Source organism: Pseudomonas sp. NPDC090592, from assembly GCF_044769185.1.
Classification (GTDB): Bacteria; Pseudomonadota; Gammaproteobacteria; order Pseudomonadales; family Pseudomonadaceae; genus Aquipseudomonas.
Window position 1 is genome coordinate 1 of the sequence record NZ_JBIVXJ010000011.1, and the last position, 13,887, is coordinate 13,887.

Consider the following 13,887-nt stretch of genomic DNA (forward strand, 5'->3'; position numbering starts at 1 on the left):
TCCCACAGACATGGCCACGTTGCAACAAATGTGGGAGCGGGCTTGCCCCGCGAAGCGCCGCGCGGGCGGCGCTCGATCTCATAGGCGCTGCAAGGCTCAAGGCAAATAGCTAAAAACCATTTGACCGCGGCAGCCGCTGCGACAATTCATCCAGCAACCGCTGCTCACGCTTGTCTTCGGCGCGCCGGGCTTCGTCCATGTAGCGCTGCACCAGCTTGCGCAACCCCTCCACCCGGGCATAGGCCTGCTGCCATACGCCACGGGCATTGTTCAGGTTGTTCTGGTGCCAGACCAGGCTCTGGCGCTGCTGGGTCATGGCCGTTTCCAGCTGCCCGAGAAAGCGCTGGTAGTTGACCAGCCAGCTGCCATTCACGCCCTGCCCGCCACGATTGATCCATTGCAGCTGGTAATCCTCGCGAAAGCGCTCAAGCTCGGCCAGCTTGGCCTGGGACATGGCCACTTGCTGCTGGAAGTGCCCAAGGCGCTGCGCTGCCTTGCGCTCGGCCTCTTCGGCCATGTCCACCACTGGCGCCAGACGAGCGGCGCGGCCGGGTTGCGCCATGGCCTATCAGCCAGCCGGGGGCGTGAAGATCGCCCCTAGCTGTTCGCGGCTCTGGGCCATGCCCTCGTTGTCCTGCAAGCCCTGGCGCAAAAACGCTACCAGCTTCGCCTGCAAGGCAATGGCCAGGTCTGTTTCCGGGTCGCCGCCGGCCACGTAGGCGCCCACGCTGATCAGGTCACGGCTTTGCGACAGGCGCGACCACAACTGCTTGAACTTTTGCGCCTGGCGCAAATGATCAGCATCGACCACCTGGGGCATCACCCGGCTGATCGAGGCTTCGATGTCGATGGCCGGGTAATGACCTTCCTCGGCCAACCGGCGCGACAGCACGAAGTGGCCGTCGAGCACACCCCGCGCCGAGTCGGCAATGGGGTCCTGCTGGTCGTCGCCTTCGGACAGCACGGTGTAAAACGCCGTAATCGAACCACCGCCCGGCTCACCATTGCCCGCCCGCTCCACCAGCTTGGGCAGCTTGGCGAACACCGACGGCGGGTAACCCCGGGTAGCGGGCGGTTCGCCAATGGCCAAGGCAATTTCCCGCTGAGCCTGGGCGAAACGGGTTAGCGAATCCATCAGCAGCAGCACGTTCTTGCCTTTGTCGCGGAAGTACTCGGCAATGCGCGTGCAATACATGGCGGCGCGCAGGCGCATGAGTGGCGCATCGTCGGCAGGCGAAGCCACCACCACCGAGCGTTTCAGGCCCTCCTCACCGAGGATATGCTCGATGAACTCCTTCACCTCCCGGCCCCGCTCGCCGATCAGGCCAACCACGATGATTTCCGCTTCGGTGAAGCGGGTCATCATTCCAAGCAACACCGACTTACCCACGCCGGTACCGGCGAACAGGCCCAGGCGCTGACCGCGACCGACCGTGAGCAGCCCGTTGATACTGCGGATACCCACATCCAGCGGCTTGCTGATGGGGTCGCGGTTGAGCGGGTTGATGACCGGGCCGTCCATCGGCACCCAGTCCTCGGCTTTCATACCGCCCTTGCCATCCAGCGCACGGCCGGCACCGTCCAGCACCCGGCCGAGCATGCTCATGCCCATGGGCAGGCGGCCACCGTCATCCAGCGGCACCACGCGGGCGCCAGGGGCGATGCCGACGATGCTGCCGACCGGCATCAGGAACACCTTTGGCCCGGCAAAGCCCATGACTTCGGCCTCGACCTGTACCGGGTGGTAGCTGTCGTCGTTGATGACCAGGCAACGGCTGCCCACTGCTGCGCGCAGGCCTTCGGCCTCCAGGGTGAGGCCGACCATGCGTAGCAGGCGGCCTTCGACCACGGGCTGGGCCGGCAGCTCGATGGCCTCGGCGTAACTGCCCAGGCGCTTGCCGAAGCTGGTGCGCTCAAGGTGCATCAGGGGCTTCCACCGGCTTGTCCAGGTCGACCGCCACATCCGGCGCTGCCGGGTGCAGCGCGTGGTCATGCAGCTGGTCGAACAGTTGCGCGACAGCCTTTTCAATGCGCGTTTCCATGGTGGCATCGATGCGGCTGTGAAGCGTCTCGATACGGCAGCCACCGGGCAGCAGCGCGCTGTCTTCAAGCAGCCGCCAGCTTTCCTCATGGCGTTCACGCAACGCCTTGGCCAGTTCGAAGTCCTGCGGATTGAGGTGAATACGGATATTGTCCGCGCCCATGGGCAGCAGCTTGAGGGCCTCGCGCAGCACCTGGGTTATCTGGCTGGAATCATTACGCAATTCGCGACCGATGACCTGGCGGGTCATGTGCGCCACCAGGTGCACGAGGGTTTTCTCGATCTGCGTGTCTTGCTCGGCGATCGGTTCCATGAGGTGGCCCATCAGCTGCTCGAGGCTGCCAAGCTTGGCTTTCAGGGCCTCTTCAGCCTCCTGGCGAACCTTGAGCTGGGTGCTGTGAAAGCCCTCGCGCTCACCGGTGGCAAAGCCTTCGTTGTAGGCTTCCTGGCGGATGGCTTCGAGCTCCTCCAGGGTCAGCGGCTGGACTTCTTCCAGCGGCACTTCCTCGACTTCTTCAACGACCTCTGGCTCCGGTTCTGGCTCGGGTTCAGGCTCCGGTTCCGGATCGAAGCTGGGCAGCGCCCACACATCCACGCCCTCGAGGTCGCGGGCGCGGATCAGGTCGCTGGGGTGGTGTTCTTTGCTGGACATTGGCATGCCTGTTTGTGAGAGCCTCTAGCTTCAAGCTACAAGCCTCAAGAACAGGCAGGCTGCATGAAGGCTGCTTTTTCTTGAGGCTTGTAGCTTAAAGCTTGCCGCTTAAATCATTTCCTCGGCACCCTTGCCACCGAGCACGATCTCGCCGGCTTCGGCCATGCGGCGGGCGATGGTGAGGATTTCCTTCTGCGCCGTTTCCACGTCGCTGACCCGCACCGGCCCCTTGGCCTCCAGGTCGTCGCGCAGCAGCTCCGAGGCACGCTTGGACATGTTCTTGAAGATCTTGTCCTTGACCCGCTCGTCGGCGCCCTTGAGCGACACCACCAGCACGTCGGACGACACTTCGCGCAGCAGCGCCTGGATGCCGCGGTCGTCGACGTCGGCCAGGTTGTTGAAGACGAACATCAGGTCTTCGATCTGCTCCGACAGGTCGCTGTCGACTTCGCGAATCGCGTCCATCAGCGCACCTTCCACGGAGCTGTCGAGGAAGTTCATGATGTCGGCAGCACGCTTGATGCCACCCAGGGTGGTGCGCGCCGCGTTGGAGTTGCCCGAGAACTGCTTCTCGAGAATCTGGTTCAGCTCCTTCAACGCTGCCGGCTGTACGGTGTTCAGCGAGGATACGCGCAGGACGATGTCCAGGCGCACCTTGTGGTCGAAGTTGCTCAGCACTTCGCCGGCCTGATCCGGGTCGAGGTAGGCCACCACGATGGCCTGGATCTGCGGGTGCTCGTAGCGGATTACGTCGGCGACGGCACGCGGCTCCATCCATTTCAGGCTGTCCAGGCCGCTGGTGTTGCCACCCAGCAGGATGCGGTCGACCAGGCCGTTGGCCTTGTCCTCGCCCAGCGCCTGGTTGAGCATCTTGCGGATGTAGGCATCGGAGCCCACGCCCAGGCTGGTCTGGTCGCCAACGATGTCGACGAACTCGCTCATAACCTGCACGACCTGGTCACGGTGCACATTGCCCATCTGCGCCATGGCCACGCCCACCCGCTGCACTTCCTTGGGGCCCATGTGCCGCAGCACCTGGGCCGCATCGGTCTCGCCCAGCGAAAGCAGCAGGATCGCCGCCTTGTCGACGCGGCTCAGCTTGGCGGTAACGGCTCGGTTATCACTCATCGGCGTTGATCCAGTCTTTGACGACCTGGGCTACACGGCCCGGGTCTTCGGCCACCAGGCCTTTGATTGCGTTGAGCTGTGCCTCGTAACCCTCGCTCGGGCTAGGCAGCAGAATGCTTGTCGGGCCACCCAGGCTGACGCGGTCGTTGGCCAGTTCGCCATCCAACCCCACCATGCCGCCCAGCTCCATGTCGCTATCCGAGGCAGCCTGCTTGCCGCCCCCTGTGATGTTGTTGAGCACCGGCCGCAACACGCCGAACACCAGCACCAGGATGAACACCACGCCCAGCACCTGCTTGACGATGTCCCAGAACCACGGTTGTTGGTAGAACGCGATTTCGGCAACTTCCTCGCCACGGTCAGCGGCGAACGGCACGTTCATTACCGTCACGCTGTCGCCACGGCTGGCATCGAAGCCGACCGCGTCCTGCACCAGGCGGGTAAAGCGTGCCAGGTCCTCGGCACCCCATGGCGCGCGGGTGGTGTCGCCGGTGGCCGGGTCGACCTTGACCTGGTCGTCCACTACCACCGCCACCGACAGGCGGGTCATGCGCCCCTGCTGCTGACGGGTGTGGCTGATGGAGCGGTCCAGCTCGAAGTTCTTGGTACTCTGCTGGCGCTTGTCCGACGGGTACGGCGCAAGCATCGGCTGACCGGTGGCCGGGTCCATGATTTGCTGGCCGTTGGCGTCCACCAGTGGCTGACCAGGCTGGATGGCGGCAGCCGGAGTGGCCGCGCCACCGGTGGTTTGCGGGGCCGAGGCAGCACCGGGCGGCTGGTTGCTCAGCGCGCCGGGCACGCCTTGCGGGCCTTGGCTGCTGGCACGCTGCTCGTCCACCGACTGCTCGCTGCGCAGCGCGGGCTGGTCGGGGTTGAACTGCTCGGCGGTCGATTCGACGGCGCTGAAGTCCAGGTCGGCAGACACTTCGGCCTTGTAGCGGTCATTGCCCAGCACCGGCTGCAGGATGTTGCGCACGCGCTGGGTAAGCATGCTTTCCACGCGGCGGCTGTAGTCGTACTGCTTGCCGGCTTCGGTCAGGGCAGAGTCCTGTAGCTGCTCGGACAGCAAGTTGCCCTTCTGGTCGACCACGGTGACCTGCGACTTGTCCAGCTCCGGCACGCTGGTGGCAACCAGGTTGACGATGGCCATGACCTGCCCGGCTTCCAGGGCGCGGCCCGGGTACAACTCGACCAGTACCGAGGCACTGGGCTTGCGTTCGTCACGCACGAACACCGAGCTTTTCGGAATCGCCAGGTGCACGCGGGCAGCCTTGACGTTGTTCAGGCTGGAAACGGTACGCGCCAGCTCGCCTTCCAGGCTGCGGCGGTAGCGGGTGGCTTCCATGAACTGGCTGGTGCCAAGGCCCTGCTCCTTGTCGAGCAGTTCAAAACCGACATTGCCGTCGCTGGGTGCTACGCCGGCGGCTGCCAGTTTCAGGCGCGCACGGGAGAGGTCGTCGGCCTTGACCAGCAGAGCGCCTGAGTTGGGCTCCACGTTATAGGGGATATCGGCAGCGGCCAGGGTATCCATGACCTGCTTGGTGTCCATGCCCGACAGGCTGCCGTACAGCGGACGGTAATCGGGTTGTTGCGACCACAGCACCACAGCAAAGCCGATCGCCACGCTGGCCGCCAGGCCAACCATGAGGCCAACCTGACGCAGCATGGGCATCTGCGCGATGTTTTCCAGAAACGCCATGCCCGGCACCGGCGATTTGGACGCAGGCTTGCCGCTTTTGGCAGGGGCGTTTTCGACGACTGCTTCAGCCATGGTTTACGTCCGTCCTCAAACCGGCATCTGCATGATGTCCTGGTACGCCTGGACCAGCTTGTTGCGCACCTGGGTCATGGCCTGCATCGAAACGCTGGCCTTTTGCGAAGCGATCATCACGTCGGTAAGGTCGACGCCGCTCTTGCCGATCTCGAAGGCGTTGGCCAGCTGGGTCGAGGCCTGCTGGGTCTCATGCACCTTGCCGATGGCCTGGCCGAGCATGTCGGCAAAGGTACTCTGGCCGGGTGCCAGCTCGGGGGCAGCCGTGACCTTCGGCAGCGACATGGCATCGGCCTGCATGGCCCGCATGTCCAGCATCAGACGATTGAATTCAACACCTTGGCTCATGACCTTTCTCTCTCCTGCGGCCGCATTTTTTTGACACTCATGCGGCGGATAGCCTACGTAAAGCAACAAAGGTGCCAGCCTTGGCAACTAAAGCGTGTGCCATCACACGGCCCCTGTGGGAGCGGGCATGTCGAGGCGTCGAACCGCCGCGAACACCGGCGCAGCCGGTGCTGGACACCGCGCTGGGTTCTTCGCGGGCACGCCCGCTCCCACAGGGAACCGCGCTGCAGCGGAGTGGTTTGTTCCTCAGCCGAACAGGCTGGCCTCGACGTCAAACCCGGCATCGCGCATCTGCGCCAGTTTGTAACGCAAGGTGCGCGGGCTGATGCCGAGGCGTTCGGCCGCTTCTTTGCGGCGGCCACGCTCGGTGCGCAGGGTGTCGATGATCATCTGGTACTCATGCCGGCGCATGTCATCGCCCAGCCCACCGGCCTCGGCAGGCACTTCAAGTGATGGCTCAATGCCAGCTGACAATGGAATGACGCCGGCCAGACAGAAATCCGCCGCCTCGATCACCCCACCCTGCTGCAGGATCAGCGCCCGCTGCAACGCGTTGTCCAGTTCACGCACGTTGCCAGGCCAGGCATAGGCCTGCAGGCAAGCGCGCGCCTGTGGCGATAGCTGCACCGGGGCGTGCTTCATCTTGGCCACATGGCGCGCCAGCAGGCGCTCGGCCAGTTGCAGGATGTCACCCGGGCGCTCGCGCAGCGGCCGCCACGCCAGGGGGAATACCGAAAGGCGGTAATAAAGGTCTTCACGGAAGCGCCCGGCCGCCACTTCACCCGCCAGGTCACGGTTGGTGGTAGCCAGCACGCGGATATCAAGGCTGATCGGCTTGCGCCCACCTACCCGCTCCACCTCGCGCTCCTGCAACACACGCAGCAGCTTGGCCTGCAAGGCCAACGGCATTTCCGAGATTTCGTCGAGCAGCAAGGTGCCGCCCTGCGCCTGTTCGAATTTGCCGGCCTGGGCGGCGATGGCGCCGGTAAAGGCGCCCTTTTCATGGCCGAACAGGGTGGCCTCAAGCATGTTGTCGGGAATGGCCGCGCAGTTGATGGCCACAAAGGGCTGCGCCGCCCGCGGCGATTGCTGGTGGATGTAGCGCGCCAGCACTTCCTTGCCAGTACCGGACTCACCAGAGATCAACACCGTCGATTCACTGCGCGCCACCCGCGCAGCCAGCTCCAGCAACTGCCGGCTGGCAGGCTCGCAGGCCACGGGCCCTTCATCGTCAGCCACTCGCCCGGCAGCATGCCGCTCGACCAGGCTGAGCAACGCCTTGGGCTCGAACGGCTTGACCAGGTAGTCGACAGCGCCTTGACGCATGGCCTCGACGGCCCGCTCGACGGCGGCGTGCGCAGTCATCAGCAACACCGGCAACTGAGGTTGCTGGCGACGCAGTTGCGCCAACAGTTGGTGGCCGTCCATGCCAGGCATGTTCACGTCACTCACCACCAGGCTGAACGCCTCGTCCAGCACAGCTTCCAGTGCCTCCTCGGCGCTGCCCACCGCCTGGTAGGCGAAGCCGCCGATTTCCAGGGTGTCGCCCAGCGCCTGGCGCAATACGCGGTCGTCCTCGACCAGCAGCACCTTGACCATTACGCGCCCTCCGCCAATAGCCCGTCGATCAACGGTAATTCCACCCGCACACAGGTACCGCGGCCCAGCTTCGAGCGCAGGCTGATCGCGCCCTGGTGCGCACGCACCACCGCCTGGACTACCGCCAGCCCCAGGCCGGTACCGGTCGCCTTGGTGGTGAGGAATGGCTCGCCCAGGCGAGCGAGCAAATCTGCGCCAATGCCACTGCCAGCGTCGCTTACGCACAGGTGCAGGGTGCGCTCGCGGCGGAACAGGTGCACCTTGAGCCGCGCCGGGCCATCGCTGGCCTGCAGGGCGTTTTCGATCAGGTTGAGCATTGCACCTACCAATGTGTCGCGGTTGCACAGCAGCTCACCCAGGTGGCTGTCGCACTGCCAGCGTACGGCGTGCCCCTGCACATGCGACTGGGCCGCCTGTTGCAAGGCCTGGAACAATGCCTTTGGGGTAACCCGGTCATTGAGCGGCAACTCGCCACGGGCAAACACCAGCATGTCGCGCACCTGGTGCTCCAGCTCGTGCAGGCGCTCCTTCAAGGTACCGGCAAAACGCTGGCGGGTTTCCACGCTCAGGTCTTGTTCGCTGTCGGCCAGGTGGCTGGCGTAGAGCATGGCGGCCGACAGCGGCGTGCGGATCTGATGGGCCAGCGAGGCGACCATGCGCCCCAGCGACGACAGCCGCTCGTGGCGGGCCAGCTGGTCTTGCAGGCGACGGGTTTCAGTCAGGTCGTTGAGCAGCACCAATTGGCCGGGCTCGGCGTCCAGCGATCGGGTCGCGATGGACAGGCGGCGGCCATCGCGCAGCGAGACCTCATGGCCATCGTCCTTGCGCGGGGCGAAACTGCGGGCGATTACCTGCCGCCAGAGCTGGCCGATCAGCGGCTCACCGAGCAATTCGCAGGCAGCCGGGTTGGCTTCACGCACCAGCCCCTGGCCATCGATCACGATCACCCCGCCAGGCAGCAGGTCCAGCAGGTTTTGCAGGCGGTTGGCCAGGCGTTCCTTTTCACTGAGTTCGTCGATGCGCTGGGCACTGACCACGGCCAGCTCGCCCTTGAGCTCACTGACCCGGGCCTCAAGCAGGCTGTAGGACTGGCTCAGCTGGCTGGACACCTGATTGAACAGGGCGAAGGCGTGCTCGATACCCTGGTGGCTGTCCTGCGCGACCGGGGTTTGCCCCTGCTGATCGGGGGCTCGGGATACGTGGGCGGCCTGGGGCATCGTGCTCTCTCGCGTGGCTGACCGTCATAAAAACGGTGTGTTGCCAGCGGTAAAGCAATAGCCGTGCCGGAGATGGGGGTTTGGGTTGCCCGTGCCGGCCTCTTCGCGGGCTTGCCCGCTCCCACAAGTACAGCGCAGGCCCTGAGCTTTGCGCAGTCTCTGTGGGAGCGGGCAAGCCCGCGAAGAGGCCGGCACAGGCCTACGGCCATGTATCAGTCCGGCAGCCAGGCCTTGCGCCAGTTAGCCAGGTTGTCGCCTTCCAGCATCCAGCCACCGAGCACCGCATTGCGCAGTGCATCGCCCGACTTTGCCGTGGCATCCAGGTCGGACAGGTGCATGCGAATGGCCTCTACCCAGCTACGGAACCGGTTCTTCACCAGCGTAACCGGCAAGTCGTTGTAGCCCTGGTAGCACCGTACGTCGCTGGCGATCACAGGGAAACCACAGGCACCGTACTCCAGCAGGCGCAGGTTGCTCTTGCACTCGTTGAACAGGTTCTGCTCGACGGGCGCCAGGGCCAGGTCCAGGTTCATCCGGGCCAACATCGCCGGATACTGCTCGAACGAAACACCCTCGTGGAACTCATGCACATAAGGCCGCAGCTTGTCCGGGCACATGCCGAAGAACACCCACTCCACCTCGTTGGCCAATTCCTTGACTACGTCGGCAATCACCTCCAGGTCGCCGGTATGGCTTGCGCCACCCGCCCAGCCGACACGCGGCTTGCGCGACTGCCGGCGCAACGCCTTGAGGTCTTTCCAATAGCGGGTGTCGAGCGTGTTGGGCACCACCCGGATATCGCCATGCAGGCCAGCGAAGGCCTCGGCCAGCGGTTGCGTGGAGACCACGAAGCGGTCCACATACGTCAGGCCACGGCGGATGGAACGCAGAATGTCCTTGGGCATGTGCGCACGGTGCACGCTCTTGAGCGGCAGGTTGGGCAGGTAGTCGTCCAGCTCATAGACCTTGAAGGCCCGCGAGAATGCGTGCATGCGGCGCATGTGTTCAAGCTGCTCGTCGCCAACCTGGCGCTGCAGGATGATGCTGTCTGGCTGGTAACGCTCCAGCTCCGCAGGCGCAAGGTAATTCCACGCCAGCGCCCCCTCGGCCAAGCCCTCGCGGTTGAGCGCATCCAGCGGCTGCATGACCCTGTAGTTGCCACACCCACCACTGTCCGCCACGTGGGCGAGCACAGTCGGCAGCGGCTTCCACGACGACAACGGTCGCCAGCTCAGGCCGGAAGGCGCCAGCCCCAGGCCATTGCTGGAGGACAGCGAGAAATTAGGGTTGTGCAGCGGGTCGCGTGCCAGTGCAGGCAGCCAGCGGTCATACAAGGCATCCTCTTCATCGGTGCTGGCCGGTGTGGCGGCATCCTCGCTGAGCAACAACTGCACACGCGGCGTCCACACGTTCAGGTAGCCGCCACGGTGCAGACGCAGGCACAGGTCGACATCCGCCCAACGCTGCAACTCGGGTGTCTCGTCGAAGCCACCTGCTTCCAGGAACAGGGCCTTGTTCACCAGCATGCACTTGCCGCTTACTGCGACATAGTTCTGGTCAACCTGCAGACGCTGCAAGTAGCCAGAGGCATCCATCGGCTGACCGGCAAAGGCTTCACCAACAGGGCCATTGAGGCCAAGTACGAAACCGGCATGGCTGATGGTAGCGTCCCCCGATACCAGTTTGGCCCCCACCACGCCGACTTCCTGACGCATGCCGTGGTTCAACAGCTGCTGCAACCAGTCGCCCTCGAGTACGGCAGCGCCTTCGTCCAGCCACAGCAGGAAATCACCACGGGCCTGACCGACGGCCTGATTGCGCATTTGCACAGGCGTCATGCCCGCCGGGAAACGCAAGCAACGAAGGGTATCGGTGCCAAGTTGGGCTACGCCGTCGAGCCAGTTCTTCACTGCCGGCCCAGCATCGTCCCGCGCCAGCAGCAGCACTTCATGGTTTCGATGGGTGGTCTTCTGCAGAAGGGTTTCCATGCAACGCAGCACCCGCTCCGTGCTGTTACCCTGCAGCAGGATGAGGATACTCACCGAGGCATCGCCGCTGGTGCCGTAATCAAGGTCATAACGCCCGGGCATACGCGACTCGACGCTGGCTTGGGCAAAACCACGTGCGTGCAGGTGGCGCTGAATGGCCCTGCGCTCGTCAGGGCAGTCACGCAGTGCAGGGGCCTCGCAGATCAGCAAAGGCTCGCTGATATGACCCAGCCCCTCGAAACCGCCAGACTCGATCAGGCGCAGGATGTAATCCAGCTCGAAAGCCTGCCCCGCCTCTGGGCGGAAGCCGTCCATCTCCAGCCACACCTGGCGGTTGAACAGCCAGTGGCGAGACAGGCTCGCCGGCAAGCTGAGCAGCAGGTCCAGGTTCAGGTCAGGGCGCAGCGCAGCCCCCATTTCCGCGCCTTCAGCGCGCAAGCCTTCATCACCATATACGGCCCGGCAGCCAGGCGCCGCCAACAGATCGAGCGCGGTAATCAGCAGGCCGCTCGCCGTGAACTCAGCCCCCGCCTCTACCAGCATGAACCAGTCGAACCCACCGTCCTGCACCACCTGGTTGAGCTGGCTGCCCAGGTTGGCATCGGTCAAGCGCAGGACATGCAGTTTGTCCTGAGCCAAAGTCGTAGGCGCATCCCCTGGCGTCAGCACAACGACTTTCAATGCGCTATACAGGCAGTGATTGCTGGCCAGGCTGCGCAGCGATGCATTCAGTGCATCCGTGCGCCCTTCGGCATCCACCACGATGACCCCGATCACAGGCCCGCCCTGGTGCGCTTGCAGACGCTGCTCGATCAGGCGAGCCTGCATGGCGCCCGGAACGCGTTCGGCTAGCCAGTTCTGCACGGTCAACGCCTTGGGTTTCCCACCCAGATGCTCCAGCATTTGCTGGCGCCCGTGCCTGACTTCTTCACTGCCAAGGTCGGAGTGCCGCGCATACAGTTCGCGATAAAGCGCAGGGTAATCCTTGAGTGCCTGCTCGGAGCGTCGTGCAGGGGCACTGTCATCGCGACGCATGCGGACCTGCACCGTTTCACACTGGATATGGTGAAAGGCACTGCGCGCACTCAAGCGCATGAGCACGTCCCAATCCTCCAGGCCCGCCAACGCTTCGTCGAAGTCGCCCACGGCCAATGCCAGCGCACGCGGGCAGGCAAAGGTGTTGATCGGGATGTAGTTGTTAACCAGCAAGCGCTCCCTTGAGTAGGCCTCGTGGGGGTAGCGTTGCTCACGTGCGACTTCGGTGCGCTTGCCTGCCGTGATCGTTTCCTGGATGAACACTGCGTCCGTGTACACCACGCTGTCAGGGTGGGTATCCAGCGCCTTGGCCAGTACCTCGAGGTGGTCAGGCAGATACAGGTCGTCATCGTCCAGGAAAACGACATACCGACCACGAGCCAGGCGCAACGCTGCATTACGCGCTGCGGCTGGGCCGCCATTACGGCCTTGGCGGATATACGTGACCGGGAAATCGCACTCGGCCAGCAGCGACTCGACCGGGTCGCCATTGTCATTGACCAGGATGACCTCGAAGTCCTTGAAGGATTGCTGGGCAATGCTGCGCAGTGCGTCGCGAAGCAGATCGGGGCGGTTGTAGGTGGTCAGGACAATAGAGAACAACGCCTGCTCTTGCTGGCGCGCCTGCAACTCCAGCCGCTCGCACAGCTGGCGCGCCCGGGCACCCAGCTCGGATGCCTGCTCGTCAGGGTACAACTCCAAGCGCCGCTTGAGGTGCGCCGCGACCTCGCGCTCACTCCCGTGCAGGTGATGCTGTGCATCACGCCCAAACACCCCTTCAAGAATGGCAACGTGCCCCATCAACGGCTCGCTGGAGGCGTAGAACTGACTCGAGTACTGCGCACCGTGCCAGCGATAGCTGACCCCGGGTGCATCGACATAGGCGAAATCTGGATTACTCTCGGCCATCTGCACGACCATTTCCCAATCACCGGCACCGTAGCTGTTGCCAGGAGTCCATACCCGACAGAAAACCTCACGCCGGTAGATCACAGCCGAAGGAGTCATGTAGCTGTCGTAAATCAGCAGGTCGGCGACTTCATTGCGCCCACCGAGATAATCGCCATTGCGGTACCCCGGATGCCGAGGCTGGTTCAGTGCCTGCCCGGCACCATCGACCCAGCGAATGCTGGTATAGCCAACCGCCACTTGGGGGTGGCTTTCCAGCGTAGGCAGCAGGCTCGACAGGTGGCCTGGGTTGAAATAGTCGTCTGCAGACAGGAACGTGAAATAGCGCCCCTGTGCCACGCGCAGGCCATTACGCCAGTTGTAGCCTGGGCCATAATTGTAGCGATTGCGTATGTAACGCACCCGCGGGTTGCCGGCGAATGCCGCCATCACCTGGGTGGTATCATCCGTGGATGCGTTGTCCAGCACCAGTATCTCGAGATTGTCCACGCCCTGGTCGAGCACCGACTGCACGCACTGGACGAGATAGCGCCCGTAGTTGTAGGTGGGGATGACGACGCTCAGCAGCGGCTCGATGCGGCGTACGGCGGCTACATCATCGGCGATGGCGCAGGTTACCTGGTACAGCCAGTAGTCTGCCGAACAATGGTAATTGCGCGAGTGGTCACGGTCTTCCGCTTCCCGAGCGATTGGCCACACCTGCGACTCGACACCATCGACATCAGCAAGACTCAAGCTGCCAATATAGGTCCGCGAATGCGAAGTACGCCCGGACCATGCCTGGACCAACACCTTGCTGAAAGACGCATCTTCCTGCAGCGCGTCCGACTGCCCGGCGTTACGCAGCAGCAGGTACCGTTGCGCCTGCGCTGGCACCTGGAACGGCGGCTGCGCCTGGCGAGGGTGAGCGATCAGCAGAACAGCATCGGTTTCCTCCTCGGCACTGGTAGCGCGCTCGAACAACATTCCGTTGCTGGCGCCATAGACCGCCAGGGGTTGCAGCGGCAATTGTCCCTGCAGTGCTTGCCAATCAGCGTCAGACAGCAGGAATGCCTGCTGATCGCCCAGGCAATAGCCGGCAACCCGTACCCGCCAGGGTTGCCCGATGCAACGCCCACCTGCGATCAAAGCCCAATTCGTCATGCTGTCACTCCCCAAAATTGTTGCTCGCTTGCTGCAGGCGAGACCGCGCCTGTCGG

Annotated in this window: 9 protein-coding genes; all 9 read right to left on the minus strand. The window is 63.9% G+C overall.

What is annotated here, in order from left to right:
- Window positions 1–109: 109 nt before the first annotated feature.
- Entirely contained in the window at window positions 110–562 is a 453-nt protein-coding gene (gene fliJ, locus ACIQUI_RS11835; RefSeq protein ID WP_403198478.1) for a flagellar export protein FliJ, read from the minus strand.
- Between the two features lie 6 nt (window positions 563–568).
- Entirely contained in the window at window positions 569–1,924 is a 1,356-nt protein-coding gene (fliI, locus tag ACIQUI_RS11840; protein WP_391132686.1) for a flagellar protein export ATPase FliI, read from the minus strand.
- Entirely contained in the window at window positions 1,914–2,693 is a 780-nt protein-coding gene (gene fliH / locus ACIQUI_RS11845; RefSeq protein WP_403198480.1) for a flagellar assembly protein FliH, read from the minus strand. Before fliH ends, fliI begins: the two co-directional genes overlap by 11 nt.
- Before the next feature lie 108 nt (window positions 2,694–2,801).
- Window positions 2,802–3,821 (minus strand): flagellar motor switch protein FliG, encoded by a 1,020-nt coding sequence (gene fliG / locus ACIQUI_RS11850; protein ID WP_391132690.1) that lies wholly within the window; start codon window positions 3,819–3,821, stop codon window positions 2,802–2,804.
- Complete coding sequence (gene fliF, locus ACIQUI_RS11855; protein ID WP_391132692.1) at window positions 3,814–5,592, minus strand: flagellar basal-body MS-ring/collar protein FliF; 1,779 nt, start codon at window positions 5,590–5,592, stop codon at window positions 3,814–3,816. The genes fliG and fliF overlap by 8 nt, the downstream gene beginning before the upstream one ends.
- 15 nt (window positions 5,593–5,607) lie before the next feature.
- Window positions 5,608–5,940, minus strand: coding sequence for a flagellar hook-basal body complex protein FliE (fliE, locus tag ACIQUI_RS11860; protein WP_003254438.1), 333 nt, complete (start codon window positions 5,938–5,940; stop codon window positions 5,608–5,610).
- A 246-nt stretch (window positions 5,941–6,186) separates the two neighbouring features.
- Window positions 6,187–7,539 (minus strand): sigma-54-dependent transcriptional regulator, encoded by a 1,353-nt coding sequence (locus ACIQUI_RS11865; protein ID WP_403198484.1) that lies wholly within the window; start codon window positions 7,537–7,539, stop codon window positions 6,187–6,189.
- The gene (locus ACIQUI_RS11870) at window positions 7,539–8,756 is read right to left on the minus strand and encodes a sensor histidine kinase (RefSeq protein ID WP_403198487.1); all 1,218 of its coding nucleotides are present in this window, start codon (window positions 8,754–8,756) and stop codon (window positions 7,539–7,541) included. The genes ACIQUI_RS11865 and ACIQUI_RS11870 overlap by 1 nt, the downstream gene beginning before the upstream one ends.
- Window positions 8,757–8,968: 212 nt before the next feature.
- Complete coding sequence (locus tag ACIQUI_RS11875; protein ID WP_403198489.1) at window positions 8,969–13,831, minus strand: glycosyltransferase; 4,863 nt, start codon at window positions 13,829–13,831, stop codon at window positions 8,969–8,971.
- Window positions 13,832–13,887: the final 56 nt, after the last annotated feature.